Raw genomic sequence first — 17,958 nt, 5'->3', positions numbered from 1 at the left:
GTGCTTTTGTTCGATGCCCACAAGTCTATGCGGCGGGCGGCAAAGCGCAATCACCCCGCCCCTTGCCGAATCCTCCGACTTGGAGGTGTTCCGGTGCGACCCCGCAAAGGCACCGGACCGCAGCCGGTACACCTGCCCCGCCGACTATCGGCGCAGCCCCGCGCCGCGGCATATGGTGCATAAATCCTTAAGCATTCACCCGGATTTGCTCCCGATCCGGCGATGCGGGATGCAGGGCAGCACGAAGCTTCGGACTGCGCCCGCGAAGGCGCGCAGCGATCCTGTGATGCGGGTCGGAGCCTTCCCTGCCTCCGGTTTTCCTCCGCACCGGATACGCTTCGCCTTCCCCGTCGCGGCCCCTTGCCTAGTCTTGCGCCATGCCGAGAAGGGGGCCGCGCTCCTGGATCGGACGAAATTTACCACATAGGTTTGCCGGCTGCACGGGCAGCTGGCGGCGAACCATTCGACCGAGGAGAACAGGGGTGAACACGGCAGTCGGCCTCTATCGCAACGCCGGGGGTGTGCCAGGCATGGCATCCACCCTCGCCTTCGAACCAAGAGTGCCGCCCCCGGCGGCGGATCGGGTGGACCTGAGGCTGCTCTTTGCGGTGTTCCGGCGCCGCCTCGGCGTGTTTCTTGCGGTCCTGTTCGCGGTGCTGGCCACCGGCCTGCTGCTGACAGCGCTGCAGCCGCGCACGTATACTGCGCGCGCCGAAGTCACGCTCAACAGCCGGCCGCAGGCAGTCGCGCCGACGAGCACGAGCGACGGGCCTCAGCAGGCCGCGATCCCGAGCGAAGGCTACGTCGATACGCAAGTCGCCGTAGTGACCTCGGAAGCCAATCTCGGCGCGGTGGCAGAAACCCTCAGCCTTGCGAAGGAGGACCGCTTTGCCAAGCGTGGGGCAGAGGCGCGGGCAGCGGCGCTGGCCTGGCTGCGCAAGGGCGTGGTGGCCACACGCATCGGCACGACCTATGGCATCGCGATTACCTTCGAGGACACCGATCCCGCACTTGCCGCCCGCGTGGCCAACACCTTCGCGCAGCAATATACCGCCGGCGCGCTCGAGGCGAAACGGAAGACTGCGCGGGCAACGACGACCGCCATCGCCGAGCGGCTCGAGCAGCTGCGCCAGCAGGCCCTTGGCGATACCGCAGCGGTGCAGCGCTACCGCATCGCCAACAACCTCCTCTCGACCACGATGGGCTCGCTCACCGAGCAGGAAATCTCCAGCTACAACCAGGCGGTTACCACCGCGCGCGCGTCGGCGAGCGAAGATGGCGCGCGGCTCGATGCAGCGCGGCGGCAGCTGGCGCTGGGCGTCAGTGCGGGCGGCGTGGGCGAAGTGGCCTCCTCGCCTGCGGTCGGCTCGCTCCGCGCGCAGCAAGCCAGCGCGGCGACCGAACTTGCCTCGCTCACCGCACGCTATGGCCCGCGCCATCCCGATGTGTTGCGAGCAAAGGCAGCGCTGGGTGCGATCGACGCGCGGATTGCCGACGAGACGCAGCGGGTGATCTCCAGCCTTGAGGCGCGGGCGCGGGTTTCCCAGCAGCGGCTGGCCTCGCTCACCGGATCGCTGCAGCAATCGCGCGGCACGCTGGCGCAGAACAATGCGGCGATGGTCGGACTGCAGGACCTTGAAAAGCGGGCCGAAACCTCGAACGCGCTCTACGAGAGCTATCTCAACCGGTTCAAGGAACTGACCGCGCGCGAGGGGACCGAGCAGGCGGATGCCGATCTGCTCCACCCGGCTGCGGTGCCGCTCAAGCCGACCAGCCCCAACGTGGCGCTGAATCTCGTGCTTTCGGTGGCGCTCGGGCTCGGGCTTGGTGTGGCGGCAGCGTTTGCGGCGGAAATGACCTTCAGCGGGCTCACCACCGGGGACGACATCGAGCAGCGGCTCGGCGTGCGCTATCTCGGCTCGATCCCGACGCTGGGCTCGGTCTGGCGGGGTGAGGAGAAAGTGCCGATGGCGGCGCTGCTGGAGGATCCGCGTTCGGCCTTTGCCGAAAGCTTCCGCTCGCTGCGCGCATCGATCGCGATGAACACCACGAAGGCGCGGATCATCGCGCTGACATCGGCGCTGCCCGATGAAGGCAAGACGACGACCTCGATCTGCCTCGCGCGCTCTATGGCGCTTTCGGGAGACCGCGTGCTGCTGATCGATGGCGACTTGCGCCGCCAGGGCGTGAGCCGGTTCCTGCGCGGCGATGCCGGGCGGCCCGGGCTGATGGACGTGCTGGGCGGCTGCGCATCGCTCGAAGCCGCGCTGGTGGTGGACCCGGCGACGGGGCTCAACATCCTGCCGCTGGCCGAAGGGAGCGACAAGGCGCCCGAACTGCTGACCGGGGACGAGATGGACCGCATGCTGGATGCCGCGCGCGAGATGTTCGATGCGATCATCATCGATACGGCGCCGGTGCTGCCCATCGCGGACGCGCGGCTGATGCTGCGCAAGGCCGATGCCTCGGTCTTCGTGGTGCGCTGGCGCAAGACGCCGGAGGCGGCGCTGCGTTCTGCGCTGCGGCTGCTTCCCGATGACCGGGTGCAATTGGCCGGCGTCGCGCTGACCCGCGTCGACATGCGCAAACAGGCGCGCTTCGGATATGGCGACGATGCATTCTACCACTCGTACAAGCGCTACTATGCCTGAGGCGGCTTCCCCCTCCCCCCGGCCCCGCTCACCCCGGCCCCAATCTGCCACGCCCGGAAACGGCCAACCCTTGATCGCTGCGGGGAGCGAACAGGGCAGTGCCTTGCCTTTCCTGTTCCATGGCGGCGAAGCGCATGCGGCGAGCGATGCCGCCGAGGCGCAGGGCGAGAGCGCCGAAGTCGCACCGCAGGCCGCGATGGCGCGGGGGACCGCCCTTCCCGCGGCGCGCGCCGGACACCTTGCCGGGCTCGATCTGGCAAGCCTCGGGCTGGCGGGCCCGGCGCCGGTCCTTGAAGGACCGCACCGCCCGGCTGTCGTCCGCCCCGGCGCCGTCGTGCCAGCCGATCCGCGCAGGCGCTTCCGCCGGGTGGCGATCATCCATTACTGGCTGGTCACGATGCGCGGCGGCGAGCGCGTGCTTGAGCGGCTGCTGCAACTGTTTCCCGAAGCCGATATCTTCACGCACGTCTATGATCCGGCGGCAATGTCCGCCACCATCCGGGCGCGCACGGTGCGCACCAGCTTCATCCAGAAGCTGCCGGGGGCGCGCAAGCACTACCAGGCCTATCTGCCGCTGATGCCGATGGCGCTCGAGCAGCTGGATCTGCGCGGCTACGACCTCGTGATTTCGAGCGAGAGCGGGCCGGCCAAGGGGGTGATCCCCGCGCCCGATGCGCTGCATATGTGCTATGTCCACTCGCCGATGCGGTACTTGTGGGATCACTACCACGATTATCGCGACGAAGCGGGCTGGCTGCGGCGCGCGGTGATGCCGGTGCTGTGCCACGGCCTGCGCCAGTGGGACACGAGTTCGGCGGCGCGGGTCGACCGGGTGCTGGCCAATTCGAACTTCATCCGCGAGCGCGTGGCCAAGGCCTGGCGGCGCGAGGCCGAGGTGGTGCATCCGCCGGTCGATCCCGCACTGTTTTCGCCTTCGGACGAGGTGGAGCCGGGTTATCTCTGGGTCGGCCAGCTGGTGCCCTACAAGCGCGCGGACCTTGCGATCGACGCGTTCAACGCGCTGGGCCTGCCGCTGACCGTGGTGGGTGATGGGCCGCAGGCGGCCATGCTGAAGAAGCGCGCCGGGCCGACGATCCGGATGATCCCGCGGCTCGATTTTGGCGAGTTGCGCCGCGCCTATGCCCGGTGCCGCGCGCTGGTGTTCACGGCCGAGGAGGATTTCGGCATCGTACCGGTCGAGGTCATGGCCTCGGGCCGGCCGGTGGTCGCCTATGGCCGAGGCGGCGCGCTCGACAGCGTGGTCGAGGGGCGCACCGGGCTGTTCTTTGCCGAGCAGACGACGGAAGCGCTCATTGCGGCGGTGCAGCGTCTGGAGCAGTGGTTACCGCACTTCGATCCCGCCGAAGCGACAGCGCGCGCGCGTGATTTCGCGCCAGAGCGGTTCGATGCGGGCGTGCTGGAGGCGCTGGCATGAGGTTGCAGCCGCTCAACCGACTGCGCACCCTGCTGACCGTGCTGCGCCTTCGCCTGCGCGGCGAACGGCCGGGCAAGCGCTTCTTCGTTCACAGCGGCCTGCCGCGCATCGAAGGGCGCGGGCGGCTGGCAATCGGCGAGAGGGTGAACTGGAGCTGCCACGGCGCGCCGGTAGCGGTTGAAGTCGGGCCCGGTGCGCTGCTCGAAATCGGGGCGCGCGCCTTCCTCAACGCCGGGGTCGAGATCGTCTGCCACCAGTGGGTGCGGATCGGCGAGAATTGCCGCATCGGCCCGCGCTGCGTGCTGGCCGATACCAACCACCATCCGGTGCATGAAGGCCAGGGCGTGCGGGTGGCGCCAGTGCAGCTGGGCCGCAACGTCTGGCTGGGGCGCGGGGTGACGGTGCTGCCCGGCGTGACGATCGGTGATCACGCGGTGATCGCGGCGGGCTCGGTGGTTTTCACCGATGTGCCGCCACGTGAGGTGTGGCGGGGCAATCCCGCCGCATTCGTGAAGCCGGTGCATGCCGGGGACGGGTACGTACGGCCATGAGCGCGCTGTGCGAGCCACAAGTGGCAGGAAGGGCGCGGCCATGGAATTGACCTTCATCGGCGCGGTGCAGGTGCTTGTCGGCCTCGCGCTGTTCGTGGCCGGATCGGTCGAGGCGATGTTCGCATTCGCGCTGGTTTCGGCGCTGTTTGGTGGATCGGCGGCGATCCTGCTGCCGGTGCTCGGCAACTCGTCGATCCCGCCGGTGCAGTTCGCCTTGCTGTTCGTCGCCATGCGCCTGCTGGTGCCGGGCGCCGGGCAGATGGCGGCGGTGGGCCGCGCGCTGCGCGCCAACGGCTGGCTGGTGTGCTTCGTGATCTATGGCGCGGCCCTTGCCTTCATCGCGCCGCGCCTGTTTGCCGGGCAGATCGAGGTGACCCCACTGCGTGGCCGCGTGGAGGCCCGCTATGTCTCGACGCTGGCCTATGTCTATGCGGTGCGGCCGCTGGTCTTCACTCCGCAGAACCTGACGACCGCCGTCTATCTGATCGGCACGCTGCTGGCGGGCATTGCTAGCTATGTCGCCTGCCAGCGGGAGAGCGGGCGCGCGGTTCTGGTCCGCACGCTGGCGGCTTTGGGCATGGCCCACGCGCTGACTGGCTTCATGTCGGTGGTAGTCCGGGGCACGCCGGCGGAAGTGGTGCTCTCGGTGTTCCGCAACGCGGCTTATGCGCAGCTCGACCAGTCCTACCTCGGCTTCGTGCGGATGACCGGGTTGTTTCCCGAAGCATCGACCTTTGCCAACTATGGCCTGCTGCTGTTCGTTTTCTCGTTCGAGTGCTGGCTGCGCCGGATCGATCCGCGCTGGACGGGGCCCGCAGCAGCCCTGCTGGCGGCCGCGCTGGCGCTCAGCACATCGAGCACGGCCTATGCCGGCCTGCCGACCTATGCCGTACTCGTCGGTGCGCGTGCGGTCCTCTTCCCCGGCGCGCTGCCGGTCGACCGCGCCTTGTGGGTCGGCGCCGCGCTGCTGGCGCTTACGGTCGCCGGCTGCGCGGTGATGATCTGGCAGCCCCGCTTCGCCGATGGCTTTGCCGACATGATCCGCCACATGACCGTGGAGAAGAGCGAAACGCTCTCCGCGCTGCAGCGCCGGTTCTGGGCGTGGCAGGGGATCAACGCCTTTATCGAGAGCGGCGGCATCGGGATCGGGCCGGGCAGCTTCCGCTCATCCAGCCTGGCGACGGCCGTGCTGGGCTGCACCGGGATCATCGGGGCGGTGACACTGACGCTCCATTTTCTCACCGCGTTCAGCCCGCTGCGGCAATCGACGTGGACGCCGGTGGCGGACAAGACGCTGTCGACAGCAGCGGCGTGCGGCTGGGCGATGATGATGGGCCTGATGATGGCCTCGATCTCATCCCCCACCTGCGATCCGGGCACCGACATCGCGATGCTGAGCGGCGCGGCGCTCTCGCTGCGGCGGCGGTCGGTGGCGGCGCCAAGGGCGGCGGCGGAAAGCCCGCTAACAGCGCCCACACCGGCGATCACCATCCCGGCAATGCCTGACGCGCCGTTGCTGCTGAGCGAAGCCGCAACGCCGCGCGGGTTCACGATGGCGGAGCCGTTAGTACTCGACAGCGCGCTGGAGATTGCGTGACTGGCAGGGTCAGCCGCGTTTGCCGACATTCGCACCGCCTGCGGCAAAGCGGTAGCCCCCGCCGAGCAGGAAGGCGCGGATCGCGGGGTCTGCGCTGAGGCCGGCGGCCGTTGCGGCGGCAGCGGCGGCGCCCTGCGCATCCCCCGCGAGCCATGAGACGCGGGCGAGCGCGGCCCACCATGGCTGGTAGGTTTGCGTGCCGGTCATCGCTCTCAACTGTTCGTGCGCGGCGCTGCTCGCGCCGTTTTCGGCATGGGCGACAGCGCGGGCGACCATCACGCCGGTAGTCGGCGCGATGCCGGCCAACACATCGTAGAGCCGTGCGAGCGGGCCGGTGAAGCGCTCCCCGGTCATGCGCTGGTGCGCGTGGAGCGACTGGATCGCAGCCTCGGTCTGGAAGCGGCCGGGCGCGCCGAATGTAGCGGCGCGGCGCAGCGCCGCTTCGGCTTCCACCACCATTTCGCGCGACCACAGCAGCGGATCCTGCGCATGCAGGGGCACAAAGGTGCCGTCCGGCGCGCGGCGGGCAGGCTGGCGTGCCTCGCAGTGGAGGATCAGCGCGAGTAGCCCAAGCGCCTCGGGCTGATCCGGCATCAGTTCGGCGATGAGGCGAGCAAGGAACAGTGCTTCGCCGCGCAGACCGGCGAGCCGCGAATCCGCGCCGAGCGTATCGTCCCACGCGGTGCCATACGCCGCGTAGATCGCCGAAAGCACACCGCCCAGCCGCTGGGGCGCATCGGCAGGATCGGGCACGGCAAAGGCGATGCCCGCATCGCGGATTTTGCGCTTGGCCCGCACTAGGCGCTGGCCCATCGCGCCGCTGCTGACGAGGAACGCGGCGGCAATGCGGGAGGCATCAAGGCCGAGCACGGTCTGCAGCATGAGCGGGGCCTGCGCATCGGGATCGATCGCCGGGTGCGCACAGACGAACAGGAGCGCCAGCCGCTGATCGCTGAAAGGGCTGGCGGCCGCATCTTCCCGCTCTTCGGCCAAAAGCGCGAGGACATCTCCGGCGCGGGAAGCTGTGGCCGCGCGCGCCTGCTGGTGGCCGGCCGCGCGGCGGGCGACGGTGAGCAGCCAGGCTTCGGGATTGGCCGGCACGCCCTGCTCTCCCCACTGGGCGAGCGCGGCGGCGAAAGCCTCGGCCAACGCATCCTCGGCGGCCGCAATATCGCGGGTGCGCGCCGAAACGAGCGCAAGAAGACGGCCATAGGACGCGCGCGCCGCTTGCTCTGCAACGGCGGAGGAACGGCGGCGCGCGGCGTCCATCGTGGTCAGCCCGCCGGCGGCGCCATCACCAGGCGGATCTCGACCGACCCGGCCGCCGCACAGGGCGCGCGCGCGGCCCATTCAAGCGCCGCATCAAGATCGGCGACTTCGAGCACGACATAGCCGCCGAGCGCTTCCTTGGTATCGGCGAACGGCCCGTCAACAACGTGACGCGTGCCGTTCTCGATCCGCAGGGTGGTGCCGGTTTCGGGCGGCTGCAGGCCATTGCCGCCCACCATCACACCGGCTTGCGCGATTGCGCCCATATAGGCCGACCAGCTGCCCCAATAGGGCCCGGCGGCGACGGGATCAGTGCGCTTGCCGCGCTCTTCGGCGTTTTCCTGAAAGAGGAGGACGTACTGCATCGATCGGTTCCTTCATCGGTCTGGGCCGGGTTGCCCGGCAAGCAGCAGGGGCTGCCTGCAACAGTGTGCGGCAAGGCACCGCGATTTCGACAAGGCGGCGAAATTAGTACGGCACCTGCGTTCCCGCCATTCCCAATCCGCACCCACTGCGCGGCACGAAGCGAGAATGAGACGCGGCTACTCCTGTGCCAAGGCGGCCCAAAAGATCTACCCGAGGAAAAAATCTCCGCCCGCATGCATCCGTAGCAGGGCCCCCTTCGTATGCCTTGGCGAAAGCCGGGAACTATCGACCCGGCAGGGCAAGGGAGCATACCTCACCATGTTGTTTGTTCAGACGAAGATCGCCGCCGCGATCTCCGCCGGGATCGTGCTTTGCGCCATTCCGCTTTCCGCCGCACATGCCGCAGAACCATCTGCGGTTGAGGCGGGATCCTCGGCTATGGCTGCCGCCGATGGCGCCGTAGCCGATGGTCCGGCGGCCGAACTGGCGGTGCCCGAAACACGCGGATCGTTGCTGCCGCAAGGCGGACGCCTGCTGCTGACCGGCGGCGTATCCACGATCGAGGGTGCAGGTGGTGGCGGCCTAGTCCCCTGGGCGCTGATTGGCAGCTACGCTACGCGCAACCAGATTGGCGCAAGCGCCTTTGTTACAGGCGTCGATACCAAGGATTTCACGCTGGCTTCCTATGGCGGCGCGGTGAGCCTCTACAACCGGCTCGAACTTTCCGTCGCTCGGCAGAACTTCAATCTGCGCGAAGTGGGTGCTGCGATCGGCCTCGGCAATCGCTACACCATCAGCCAGACGATCATCGGTGCCAAGCTGCGCCTGTTCGGCGATGCCGTGCTCGATCAGGACACGATCCTGCCGCAGGTCGCGGTCGGCGTGCAGTACAAGATCAATGACGACAAGACCGTCGTCGGCGGTGCGCTCGGGCTGAAGCGCAAGGGCGTGGACATCTATGCCTCCGCGACCAAGATCATCCTGTCGCAAAGCCTCCTGCTGAGCGGCACGGTGCGCCTCACCAAGGCCAACCAGTTCGGCATTCTCGGCTTCGGCGGGCTTGGCGGCAAGGACCAGGCCTACAAGGCGCAGCTCGAGGGCTCGGCCGCCGTTCTGCTCACGCGCAAGCTGGCGGTTGGCGGGGAATACCGCACCAAGTCGAACCGTCTTGAAGGCGCGCTCGGTGGCAGCTCGTTCCGCGAGGAGAACGCCTACGACCTGTTCGTGGCTTATGCGCCCACGCGCAACATCTCGATCACCGCAGCCTACGCGCGGCTCGGGCAGATCGCGCTGGCCCGCCAGAACGGTGCCTACGTCTCGCTCCAGCTCGGCTTCTGATCCAGCTTCATCAAGGACACGATCATGTTCAAGACCACCCTTTCGCTGGCGCTGCTGTTCGGCGCTTCCACGACCGCGTTCGCACAGGAAAACCTTGCTCCCAAGTACGACGTGCAGGAGCCGGCAGTGAGCGATCCGTCGATCAAACCCACAGCGCCGACCACCCCTGTCATCACCGATGACGAACACCTGTATGAAACCTTCGGCGGGCGCGAGGGCCTTACCGCGCTGATGGACGATGCCATGGCGCGCTGGCTGCAGAACCCGAAGACAAGGCCCTTTTTCGAGAATGCCGATCAGGCCAAGATCAAGGCGCTGCTGGTCGAGCAGTTCTGCGTGATCATGCACGGCCCCTGCACCTATTCCGGGCGCACGATGGCCGAGGCGCATCGCAGCATGAACGTGAAGGAAGGCAACTTCTACGGCCTTGTAGAGGAACTGCAGGTGGCCATGAACAAGCGCCACATTCCCTTCCGCGCGCAGAACCGCCTGATCGCCGCGCTCGCGCCGATGCACCGGGATATCATCGACAAATGATCGCCCTGCGCGCCCTGACTTTCGCACTGGCAGGTCTTGGCGGGCTGGTGCCCACGCATCCCGCGTTGGCCCAGTCTGCCGACACCCTGCCCGGAGCCAAGCTCTATCAGGCCAAGTGCGGCACCTGCCATAGCCTCGATGCCAATCGGATCGGCCCGGCGCATCGCGGAGTGTTTGGCCGCGCGGCCGGCTCGGCAGCTGGCTACAGTTATTCGCCTATGCTCAAAGCGTCCGGCATCGTCTGGAATGCGGCCAGCCTGGACCAGTGGCTGCAGGGGCCGCAGAAGATGGTCAAAGGCTCGAAGATGTACTTCGTCGTGCCGGGCGCGAGCGATCGCGCGGCGATCATCACCTATCTCAAGGCCACATCGGGCAAATGAACGAGCGGGCGCTGGCCGGTGTGGTAAGCTGTGAAGTGTTACCCGCCGGCCCGCCCCGCGTTGTTGCAAAGACCAAGCGGTGCTAGACATAAGTCAATGATTTCCAAAGCTGGAGACTCCGAGCAGTCTCTCCTGATCGCCGCGCTCCAGCGGGTTGCCAGCGGCGACAAGCTTGCGTTTCGCGAGGTCTATCGGCGAACCTGCGCGCGGCTCCTTGGTGTGTGCATGCGCATCTCTGCGGATAGACAGGAAGCGGAGGACGTTCTGCAGGAGGTCTATGTCACCGTCTGGCAGAAGGCAGCGATGTTCGATCCTGCGCGCGCAAGTCCGATCACATGGCTGGCGGCGCTGGCGCGCAATCGCGCGATCGATCGTCTGCGGGCGAACGGCCGGCGGATCACCACTCCGATCGAAAGCATAGACGAACCCGCCGACGAGAGCGCGGGCGCGCTTGAGCAATTGCTCGAAGCGGAAAGCGAGCACGACATCACGGTGTGCATCGAAGAGCTGGCAAAAGCCGATGCAGTGCTGGTGCGCACAGCATTCTTCCAGCAGGCCACCTATGCCGAACTTGCAACGCGCTCCGATATGCCGCTCGGCACGGTCAAGAGCCGGATCAGACGCGCGCTGATCAAGTTGAAGGCGTGTCTGTCATGAGCGATGAGGACGAGCTGCTGGCCGGCGAGATTGCGCTGGGTATTCTTGACGGACCGGAACGCGAGGCTGCGGTTCGCCGCCTGGGCAGCGACGCCGCACTGGAGGAGCGGGTCGACTGGTGGCGCGAACGCTTAGAGCCGCTTTCGGCGGACGACTCCGTGGCGCCGAGCGAAGGCCTGTGGCAGCGCATCGAGGCCATGCTGCCGGGCAACGACAATGCCGCAGTCATCGAAGCGCGGCGCTGGCGGGCGGCGGCGCTGGCGGCCACGGTCGTCGCGGGTCTGCTTGGTGTGACCCTTGTGCTGCGCCCCGCGCCTGTGCCGCCAGCAGCTCCACCTGCGGCTGCTCCGGCCCCGACACCGGTACTGCTCGCAAGCATTGCAGGAAGCGGCGGTATTGTTGCGACAATCGCCTACAACCAGACGGTCGGCGATCTCACGATTGCCCCTGGCAAGCTCGATGCCGGTCAGCGCGATGCCGAACTGTGGATCATTCCGGCAGATGGCAGGCCGCGCTCGCTCGGCACGATCGATCCGGCACGCGCAGCCACCCGCCCGGCACGCACCGAGGTCCGCCGTCTGATCGCGCGGGGCGCAACATTCGCGATCTCGCTTGAGCCTCGCGGCGGCTCGCCGACCGGCCTACCCACAGGGCCCATCCTTGGCACTGGCATGATCAGCGGGAGCTGAAACCAGAGCCTGATCCCGCATTCCCCCCAGCCCGCGACCGCATGCCCACCGAAGACCATGCGGCGAATGGAGGGTTGCGCCAATGAAGAACTGAATCCCGGCGTAGGTGCGCTGGCGGCGTCGAGCCGGTGCATATGTTCGCCGGTCAATCGTATTTCGGTCGCAGCAATGTTGCTTTCCAGCTGCCCGAGTGAGTAGATTCCGCGCCTGTTACTCGGGGCTTTCAGACCATACCCGAAGGTTCGATTCCATCGAACGCATTGGAAAATTGGTCATGCATAAGGCTCCCAAACCTCACACAAAGATCAAGGATGCGCTCGACCATGGGCGAGCCGCTGCACAAGAATTGCACAGCGCTCTCAGTGACGCCGTTCGTAATGGTGGTGAGACCATAAAGGGCGATCTTGAAGGCTTGGTACTCGAGGCCAAGGCAATCGCGGTTTCGATGGGGGGTTCGCTGGAGGCACAGTCCGCCGCGGCAAAAAAGGCGATAGACGAGGCAGTTGTATCTCTCGAGGCAACCGCGACGCACACCGCGCAGGCTACCAAGAGCTCTGGGCACGATGCCGAGCGCTCGATCCAGCAAGCCATCAGCGACGCGCGCGGTGCAGTTCAAAAGATCAGCGAAGCCGTCGCCGAAAAGCGTTCGGCTGCATCGACAGAGAAATAGGAGCGAACCATGCGCAATTTCGTCACGATATCATTCGACGACAAAGGCAAGGCTTACAAAGCCCTGCACACCCTCTGGCATCTCGACGACGCCGGCGAGATTACCGTGCACGGAACCGCCGTGGTTCATCGGGATGACTGGGGCCTCGTCGAAGTCGATACCAAGGAGACCAATCCGGTCCTGGCGACAGCGGTTGGCGTCGGCCTTGGCGCGCTGCTGGGAACTCTTGCAGGGCCCGTGGGAGTAGCAGTCGGAATAGCCGAGGGAGCCGCGATTGGTGCTGCAACAGGTGCGTTGATCGGCGGTGCGATCGATCTCGATCGTTCGGATACACGGAGCAAAGCCGTTGCCGAGAGCCGGTTCGTGCTCCGACGCGGTCAATCTGCCGTCATCGCCGACGTCAGTGAAGACTGGACGTCGGAAATCGACACGCGAATGCAAAGTCTTGGCGGGACCGTTCACCGGCGATCCGCCGCGAGCGTCCACGACGATGGCAATCTCGACGATGGGTTCTACCCCTACGACGATTATCTTTACCCCTACGAATATGTGCCTAGCAGATATTCTTCTCTTGCCGCTGTGTAGCTCGTTCGAACTTCGGTCGTCCAACGGATGCAGCAAGAGGGTTTCGAGACATGCAAGATTCTGTCTCAAAGCGCCATGACCAAACCAAAGAAAGGTAGCGCTGTCGACCACCGGATCATTCCTGAACGGGCCGAACTGGTGGCGCGATTGCGCGACTTGGCAGAGCGTTTGCCGGCTCCAGATGCACCGGACTTTGCCGATGCTTTTGACCAGTTCGATGCCTACGTCTGGTTTGAGGAAACCCGAGCGGCCACGCCGCTTGGACCGGAACGACCGCACGGCGTGCCTGAGACTTGGCCGCTTGGGGTGTGATTGCACCTCGCTCGGCGTAGGGATCAGTCATGGGCTGCGCCACGTTGCCGCAGCCGGCATCGGATCCTCGCAAGGCATGTTCCAGCTATTCGATTTTCCGCAAGCAATTGCGCTTCTTGGGCCCGTCTATCTGGTTGGCAGTTGGCTGATTCGCGTCGTCATGCTCGGCATCCTGCCGCTGAAACGCTCACCGCAGGCAGCGACAAGTTGGCTCCTGCTGATCTTTCTTTGGCCTGTCCCGGGCCTCGTCCTGTTTCTGGCAATCGGCCGCGCCCGGGGATCGCAATCGCGGCGAGAGCGCCATCTGAGCCTTGGGCCGTTCTTTGCCGAAACCTCCGCCGCCATGGCCAAGGCCGGGTCATTGCCCCTGGACGGACCGTACTATGTCGCAGACCTCGCGGCAAAGCTCGGCGGCTTTCCGGCGGTCAGCGGCAACGCTATGGAATTTCTCGACGACTATGACGGCATGATCGACCGGCTGGTCGGCGATATCGACAACGCGCGCGCGCATGTGCGGATCATGGTCTATATCTTCGCCAACGATGCGACCGGCTCGAAAGTGATTGCCGCGCTGGCCCGCGCGGGCGAGCGCGGGGTTGCCTGCCATGTGCTGCTCGACCCGGTCGGCTCGCACCACTGGCGGCGCGCGACACTGGCCGCGCTGGCCGATGCCGGAGTTCAAGTGCGCGATACCTTGCCCGTCTCGCTGCTGAGCCTGCGCCGCCGGAGCGACATGCGCAATCACCGCAAGTTGTTCATCATCGACGGGCTGATCGGCTATGCCGGATCGCAAAATCTGGTGAACAAGGCCTTCCGCCCCGGCATTCTCAATCAGGAAATGGTCGTGCGTGTCTCCGGCCCGGTCGTCATGGCGATGACTGCGGTGTTTCTGGCCGACTGGTACTGCGAAACCAGAACGCTTCTCAAGCCCGGTCCGGAAATCGCACCCATTCAGGGCCATGCCGCAGCCCTGCTGCTGCCCAGCGGCGCGGAGTATCCGTTACGGGGCTTTGAGACGATGCTGGTCTGGCTGATCCACTCTGCCTGCCAGCGGGTGATCCTGACCACGCCTTATTTCATCCCTGACGAAGCCCTGCAAAATGCCCTGCAGATCGCGGTCGCGCGCGGGGTCGAGGTGATCCTCATCGTCTCGGCCATCACCGACCAGCCCCTCGTGCGCCTCGCCCAATGCTCATACTACGATGATCTGCTGTGCGCGGGCGTGCGCATCATGTGTTTCCAGAAGCATCTGCTCCACGCCAAGAATGTCAGCATTGATGGCCGCGTGGGGATCGTCGGGTCGAGCAATATCGACGTCCGTTCGTTCCAGCTCAATGAAGAGGTCAGCCTGGTCCTGCTTGATCCGGCGTCGGTGGGCCAACTGGTCACGCTTCAGGAGCAAGCGATATCGGGCAGCGAGCCGCTAGATCTGGCAACATGGCGGCAGCGATCAAAACCGCGTCAATTGGTCGAAGGACTGGCCCGCCTCGTCAGTCCCTTGCTGTGATGGATTCCGCCCAGTCCTTCACCGTGGCGAGCTACAACATCCACAAGGCCATCGGCACGGATGGAGGGTACAACCCCGAGCGCATTCTGGCTGTATTGACCGAAATCGATGCGGACGTGGTCCTGCTGCAGGAGGCCGACAGACGCTTCGGCCCGCGCATCGCAGTTCTGCCGTTCGCAATGATCGCCGCACGCACCGGCTACCGGCCGGTCGGCGTTGGCGCGCATCCGCATGGCCTTGGCTGGCACGGAAATGCGGCGCTCGTTTCGGACCGGGTGACGATCACCGCGGCCATTCCGCTTGCCCTGCCCTCGCTTGAGCCGCGCGGCGCGATCCTGGTCGAGACCTGCATCGACGGGCACCCGCTACGGCTGGCCGGCATGCATCTCGACCTTTCCGGTCTGCGGCGGCGGCAGCAGGCCCGCGCAATCCTTGCGCAGATCGACGCGCGGCTCGAAACCATGCCCACGGTTCTCATGGGCGATCTGAACGAGTGGCGTGGGCGCAGCGGCTGTCTGATCGATTTTGCACGGACATATGTGATCGCCCAGACCGAACCCAGCTTCCCTGCTGGCAGGCCGCTCGCACGGCTCGACCGGATCATGGCTGGCCCGGGGATCGAGATCACCGACTGCGGCACGCATCGCACCCCGCTCTCCCGGATCGCATCCGACCACCTGCCGGTCTGGGCAACACTGCGGTTTGGGCCCGATCAGCGGGTTTGAGTAGTTTCCTAGTCTGCTTGCCCAGAGCTTCCTGCGGCTAGCGTTGGGCGGACATGGCGAGGCCGGTTTTCCCGGCGACGCTCGCCCTACCGCAAAGGGACCAGACGCCATGAGCAAGTTCAACTTCGTCGGCAGCGGCATCGCCTCGTTGGCCGGCGCGGTCATTCAGATCCGCGACGGCAGCGTGGCGGGCAAGGGCATTGCGATCTTCAAAGAAGCCCATGCCCTTGGCGGCGCGTTTGATGCGCATGGCTGTCCCCCGTCAGCACCCATGGCACAGATTTGAGGTTGTGATTCAAGGAGGGTTCTCACGCTACATCATCGCTTGGAAGCTGTGCACCAACATGCGGGCGGAGGACGTCGCCAACACGTTGGACATGGCCCTGGCCGCATCCGGCTGCGACAGCGATACGGTGCTGCACAAACCCCGGCTGCTCAGCGATAACGGTCCCAGCTACATCGCGGGCGAACTGGCCGAATACATCGAGACCCGGAAAATGAGCCACGTGCGCGGCGCGCCGAGCCGCTATGGATCAGGCCGGCACGCGCGGTACTGCGGCGCTCGGTCGCGCCGACGACCGAAGTTCGCCGCTAGGGGAACTACCGTGAAGTTCCGGTCGATCAGGTCGCGGCTGGCGATGTCGTCCGGGGCCGCGCAAGCGATATCGTTCCGGCCGTTGCACTGATCATCGAGAGCAGCGCCTTTGCCGCCAACGAAGCAACGCCCCGAACCTTCGTCGGCAACAGCGGTTCGATCACCGACCACTCGAAATCCGACAAATCAAACCGCGCCATGGCAAGTCTCCCTACGCCACGGCACTGAATCAGAAATCACGCAGAATGGGCATCCTGTTTATGGGTATGTGTCCTGGAGCGTCTTCGAAGCAGGTGGAATCACCTGCTGGCTCGGATAACGCGGTAAGACAAAGGGCTAGAGCAGCCGAACCGATGCAATCGGATCGGTATCTGCTCTAGCGGCGAAATGGCCGTTGCACCGCGTGATGGCCGGCTAGGCTCAGGTCGCCGTCACGCGGCCGCAGGGCCGAGCTTGCGGCTGACCAGCACCAGAGTGGCATCACCCGGATAAGGCGCGGCAGTGAAGCCCATTTCCCGTTCGAGATCGATCGCGACATGATTGTCCGCGCTTTCGATCGATTCGAGCACGTTCACGCCCTTGGCCTCGGCGTAGCGGGCGATATGGGCAAGCAGTTCCCACGCCACCCCGCGGCCCTTGTAGTCCTCATGGATGGAAATCGCGACTTCGCCCCGCTCCAGCTTTGGATCACAGGCGAGCATGCCGGAGGCGATCATCGCACCGCTTTCCGCATCGAACGCGAGGAAGTTCTCGGTCGCCTCATGGTCCACAGCCGCCAGCGCGACAATCCGGTCGTGCCCGACCACGTTGAGGCCCGAGAGGAACCGGAAGCGCAGATCATCATGCGAAACATGCGTGAACAAGTCGGTGAGGCCGGGCTCATCGGCGAGGCTCACCGGCCGGACGGTAAAACGGAAACCGGTGCGGGTGGTGATCAATCGGGTCCAGTCGTTCACTATGGTATCTCCGTAGGCCTGCCCGCTGGAAATGCGGGCAGACCCCGGAGCCCGGTTCCCTACCAGACGCTTCTCCGCCAGCACCGGAATCTACGCTGCCGCTTCACGGCACCACACGCGGCACTCTCGCGCGGTCGAAGTCATCCCCGGCCGGCGGCGCCGCTTGCCGATCGGCCAGATCGAGATCAACGCGCCTCAAGCTTGGCCAGCTCTGCCTTGTAGGCTTGGAAATGCGTGCCTTCATCGGCGGCGATCTGGCGGAACATGGCGGCAACTTTGGTGTCACCATCAGCCTCGGCCTGCTTGGCGAAGGTGATGTACATGGTGACGTTCTCGTAGTGCTCACCTGCCATCGCGTCTTCCAGATTGGCGCTGCTGGCCCCGCCAAGCTGCAGTGCCTGCGCTTCGCGGTCGAAATGTTCGTTGGCCTCGATATTGGCGGAATCGCGGAACAGTTTGGCGAGTTTGGGCTTGCCTGCGGCTTCAGCCTGCTCAGCATAACGAAGATACTTGAGGTTGGCGTAGGCCTCGCCGTGCATCGCCGCTTCGAGGTTGGTGTGGGTCTGCGCGGAGAGCGGCTTGGCTTCAGGCTCGGCTGCCATGACGGGGATGGCAAGGAGCGCAAGCGCGCTGGCGGTTGCGGCAAGCAGGGTGCGGTTCATGTTGAATATCTCCGGGTGACGCCGACATCAGCGACAAGCGGGGAATGCGCGCAAGTTCTGACCGGGCCCTGACGATGAGTTCGATTGGGGATGGTGCACCGCCCGTCCAATTTTCGGAGTGCCTGTCAGCTTTTCGTCAGTTGCCCGGTCCAGATCGAAGCCGCCGGGGCGATCGCTCCGCCAGACGACAAAGGACTTCCGATGAAGCGCTCAACCCCCTTCAAGCTCACCCTCGCCGCCTTGGCACTCACGGTCGCAACAACGGTGAGCGCCGCACCCGTTTGCACCACACAGCCAAAGGCCAAGTGGCTCACCGAAGCCCAGATGAAGGCCAAGATCGCCAAGATGGGCTACCGTGACATCAAGGTCTTCCAGGTTTCGGGCAGCTGCTACGAAATCTACGCGCACACCAAGGACGGCAAGCGCGCCGAAGTCTATTTCAACCCGGTGACCGGCGCGGTCGTCCAGAACAACGT

20 protein-coding genes and 1 pseudogene are annotated in these 17,958 nt (G+C 65.7%); 17 read left to right on the top strand and 4 right to left on the bottom strand.

All coding sequences use genetic code 11. From position 1 onward, the window contains the following. Nucleotides 1-482 precede the first annotated feature (482 nt). The 4 genes from Q0071_RS06280 to Q0071_RS06265 all read left to right on the top strand — a co-directional run bounded on the left by Q0071_RS06280 (nt 483) and on the right by Q0071_RS06265 (nt 6,234). Entirely contained in the window at nt 483-2,651 is a 2,169-nt protein-coding gene (locus Q0071_RS06280) for a polysaccharide biosynthesis tyrosine autokinase (RefSeq protein ID WP_298166452.1), read from the top strand. 397 nt (nt 2,652-3,048) lie between these two features. Further along, nucleotides 3,049-4,086 carry a glycosyltransferase gene (locus Q0071_RS06275; protein WP_298166541.1) on the top strand — a complete coding sequence of 346 codons (1,038 nt, stop codon included), beginning with the start codon at nt 3,049-3,051 and terminating at the stop codon, nt 4,084-4,086. After that, nucleotides 4,083-4,637, top strand: coding sequence for an acyltransferase (locus Q0071_RS06270; protein WP_298166450.1), 555 nt, complete (start codon nt 4,083-4,085; stop codon nt 4,635-4,637). The genes Q0071_RS06275 and Q0071_RS06270 overlap by 4 nt, the downstream gene beginning before the upstream one ends. A 40-nt stretch (nt 4,638-4,677) precedes the next feature. Further along, nucleotides 4,678-6,234, top strand: coding sequence for a hypothetical protein (locus tag Q0071_RS06265; RefSeq protein WP_298166448.1), 1,557 nt, complete (start codon nt 4,678-4,680; stop codon nt 6,232-6,234). A gap of 9 nt (nt 6,235-6,243) precedes the next feature. On the opposite strand, the gene Q0071_RS06260 is transcribed toward Q0071_RS06265, so the two are convergent. Both Q0071_RS06260 and Q0071_RS06255 read right to left on the bottom strand, forming a co-directional pair. After that, a complete protein-coding gene (locus Q0071_RS06260) occupies nt 6,244-7,503 on the bottom strand; it encodes a DUF6596 domain-containing protein (RefSeq protein WP_298166446.1) in 1,260 nt (419 codons plus the stop codon). 5 nt (nt 7,504-7,508) lie between these two features. Continuing rightward, nucleotides 7,509-7,868 carry a YciI family protein gene (locus tag Q0071_RS06255; protein WP_298166445.1) on the bottom strand — a complete coding sequence of 120 codons (360 nt, stop codon included), beginning with the start codon at nt 7,866-7,868 and terminating at the stop codon, nt 7,509-7,511. 319 nt (nt 7,869-8,187) lie between these two features. Here Q0071_RS06255 and Q0071_RS06250 point away from each other — a divergent pair, with 319 nt between their 5' ends. From Q0071_RS06250 to Q0071_RS06195, 12 genes and pseudogenes are all read left to right on the top strand, one after another. Then, complete coding sequence (locus tag Q0071_RS06250) at nt 8,188-9,207, top strand: DUF3034 family protein (RefSeq protein WP_298166443.1); 1,020 nt, start codon at nt 8,188-8,190, stop codon at nt 9,205-9,207. Between the two features lie 24 nt (nt 9,208-9,231). After that, nucleotides 9,232-9,744, top strand: coding sequence for a group 1 truncated hemoglobin (locus Q0071_RS06245; RefSeq protein WP_298166441.1), 513 nt, complete (start codon nt 9,232-9,234; stop codon nt 9,742-9,744). Next, nucleotides 9,741-10,124, top strand: a complete 384-nt coding sequence (locus Q0071_RS06240) for a c-type cytochrome (protein ID WP_298166440.1) — start codon at nt 9,741-9,743, stop codon at nt 10,122-10,124. Before Q0071_RS06245 ends, Q0071_RS06240 begins: the two co-directional genes overlap by 4 nt. A gap of 96 nt (nt 10,125-10,220) precedes the next feature. Then, a complete protein-coding gene (locus tag Q0071_RS06235; protein WP_298166437.1) occupies nt 10,221-10,781 on the top strand; it encodes a sigma-70 family RNA polymerase sigma factor in 561 nt (186 codons plus the stop codon). Next, entirely contained in the window at nt 10,778-11,470 is a 693-nt protein-coding gene (locus Q0071_RS06230) for an anti-sigma factor (protein ID WP_298166435.1), read from the top strand. The genes Q0071_RS06235 and Q0071_RS06230 overlap by 4 nt, the downstream gene beginning before the upstream one ends. Before the next feature lie 274 nt (nt 11,471-11,744). Next, a complete protein-coding gene (locus tag Q0071_RS06225; protein WP_298166433.1) occupies nt 11,745-12,140 on the top strand; it encodes a hypothetical protein in 396 nt (131 codons plus the stop codon). A gap of 9 nt (nt 12,141-12,149) precedes the next feature. Further along, the gene (locus Q0071_RS06220) at nt 12,150-12,725 is read left to right on the top strand and encodes a DUF1269 domain-containing protein (RefSeq protein ID WP_298166431.1); all 576 of its coding nucleotides are present in this window, start codon (nt 12,150-12,152) and stop codon (nt 12,723-12,725) included. Nucleotides 12,726-12,800: 75 nt separating this feature from the next. Beyond that, nucleotides 12,801-13,037, top strand: coding sequence for a hypothetical protein (locus Q0071_RS06215; protein ID WP_298166429.1), 237 nt, complete (start codon nt 12,801-12,803; stop codon nt 13,035-13,037). A 76-nt stretch (nt 13,038-13,113) separates the two neighbouring features. Further along, nucleotides 13,114-14,544 carry a cardiolipin synthase gene (gene cls, locus Q0071_RS06210; protein ID WP_298166427.1) on the top strand — a complete coding sequence of 477 codons (1,431 nt, stop codon included), beginning with the start codon at nt 13,114-13,116 and terminating at the stop codon, nt 14,542-14,544. Beyond that, nucleotides 14,544-15,269, top strand: a complete 726-nt coding sequence (locus Q0071_RS06205) for an endonuclease/exonuclease/phosphatase family protein (RefSeq protein ID WP_298166425.1) — start codon at nt 14,544-14,546, stop codon at nt 15,267-15,269. The genes cls and Q0071_RS06205 overlap by 1 nt, the downstream gene beginning before the upstream one ends. Nucleotides 15,270-15,378: 109 nt before the next feature. Further along, nucleotides 15,379-15,555: an oleate hydratase gene (locus Q0071_RS06200; protein WP_298166423.1), complete on the top strand. Its 177-nt coding sequence runs from the start codon at nt 15,379-15,381 to the stop codon at nt 15,553-15,555. Nucleotides 15,556-15,574: 19 nt separating this feature from the next. Further along, a pseudogene (locus Q0071_RS06195) lies at nt 15,575-15,790 on the top strand (DDE-type integrase/transposase/recombinase); the annotation flags it as partial. Between the two features lie 505 nt (nt 15,791-16,295). On the opposite strand, the gene Q0071_RS06190 reads toward Q0071_RS06195, so the two are convergent. Together Q0071_RS06190 and Q0071_RS06185 are read right to left on the bottom strand one after the other, a co-directional pair. Further along, nucleotides 16,296-16,820 (bottom strand): GNAT family N-acetyltransferase, encoded by a 525-nt coding sequence (locus Q0071_RS06190; RefSeq protein WP_298166421.1) that lies wholly within the window; start codon nt 16,818-16,820, stop codon nt 16,296-16,298. A 185-nt stretch (nt 16,821-17,005) separates the two neighbouring features. Next, entirely contained in the window at nt 17,006-17,482 is a 477-nt protein-coding gene (locus tag Q0071_RS06185) for a ferritin family protein (RefSeq protein WP_298166419.1), read from the bottom strand. A gap of 201 nt (nt 17,483-17,683) precedes the next feature. Between Q0071_RS06185 and Q0071_RS06180 the strand changes: the two genes are divergently transcribed. Continuing rightward, nucleotides 17,684-17,958, top strand: a 275-nt coding sequence (locus Q0071_RS06180) for a PepSY domain-containing protein (protein WP_298166417.1), incomplete at its 3' end; no start/stop codon positions are given.

The organism is Novosphingobium sp., from assembly GCF_027486195.1.
In the GTDB taxonomy this organism is placed as follows: domain Bacteria; phylum Pseudomonadota; class Alphaproteobacteria; order Sphingomonadales; family Sphingomonadaceae; genus Novosphingobium.
Note: the sequence above shows the minus strand (reverse complement) of the source record. Positions and strands in the feature narration are given on the sequence as shown.

What these genes read in the sequence shown, in the direction of transcription:
- Q0071_RS06275 (WP_298166541.1), top strand. Translation starts at nt 3,049, where the DNA reads ATGCGCGGCGGCGAGCGCGTGCTTGAGCGGCTGCTGCAACTGTTTCCC.
- Q0071_RS06270 (WP_298166450.1), top strand. Translation starts at nt 4,083, where the DNA reads ATGAGGTTGCAGCCGCTCAACCGACTGCGCACCCTGCTGACCGTGCTG.
- Q0071_RS06265 (WP_298166448.1), top strand. Translation starts at nt 4,678, where the DNA reads ATGGAATTGACCTTCATCGGCGCGGTGCAGGTGCTTGTCGGCCTCGCG.
- Q0071_RS06260 (WP_298166446.1), bottom strand. Translation starts at nt 7,503, where the DNA reads ATGGACGCCGCGCGCCGCCGTTCCTCCGCCGTTGCAGAGCAAGCGGCG.
- Q0071_RS06255 (WP_298166445.1), bottom strand. Translation starts at nt 7,868, where the DNA reads ATGCAGTACGTCCTCCTCTTTCAGGAAAACGCCGAAGAGCGCGGCAAG.
- Q0071_RS06250 (WP_298166443.1), top strand. Translation starts at nt 8,188, where the DNA reads ATGTTGTTTGTTCAGACGAAGATCGCCGCCGCGATCTCCGCCGGGATC.
- Q0071_RS06245 (WP_298166441.1), top strand. Translation starts at nt 9,232, where the DNA reads ATGTTCAAGACCACCCTTTCGCTGGCGCTGCTGTTCGGCGCTTCCACG.
- Q0071_RS06240 (WP_298166440.1), top strand. Translation starts at nt 9,741, where the DNA reads ATGATCGCCCTGCGCGCCCTGACTTTCGCACTGGCAGGTCTTGGCGGG.
- Q0071_RS06235 (WP_298166437.1), top strand. Translation starts at nt 10,221, where the DNA reads ATGATTTCCAAAGCTGGAGACTCCGAGCAGTCTCTCCTGATCGCCGCG.
- Q0071_RS06230 (WP_298166435.1), top strand. Translation starts at nt 10,778, where the DNA reads ATGAGCGATGAGGACGAGCTGCTGGCCGGCGAGATTGCGCTGGGTATT.
- Q0071_RS06225 (WP_298166433.1), top strand. Translation starts at nt 11,745, where the DNA reads ATGCATAAGGCTCCCAAACCTCACACAAAGATCAAGGATGCGCTCGAC.
- Q0071_RS06220 (WP_298166431.1), top strand. Translation starts at nt 12,150, where the DNA reads ATGCGCAATTTCGTCACGATATCATTCGACGACAAAGGCAAGGCTTAC.
- Q0071_RS06215 (WP_298166429.1), top strand. Translation starts at nt 12,801, where the DNA reads ATGACCAAACCAAAGAAAGGTAGCGCTGTCGACCACCGGATCATTCCT.
- cls (WP_298166427.1), top strand. Translation starts at nt 13,114, where the DNA reads ATGTTCCAGCTATTCGATTTTCCGCAAGCAATTGCGCTTCTTGGGCCC.
- Q0071_RS06205 (WP_298166425.1), top strand. Translation starts at nt 14,544, where the DNA reads ATGGATTCCGCCCAGTCCTTCACCGTGGCGAGCTACAACATCCACAAG.
- Q0071_RS06200 (WP_298166423.1), top strand. Translation starts at nt 15,379, where the DNA reads ATGAGCAAGTTCAACTTCGTCGGCAGCGGCATCGCCTCGTTGGCCGGC.
- Q0071_RS06185 (WP_298166419.1), bottom strand. Translation starts at nt 17,482, where the DNA reads ATGAACCGCACCCTGCTTGCCGCAACCGCCAGCGCGCTTGCGCTCCTT.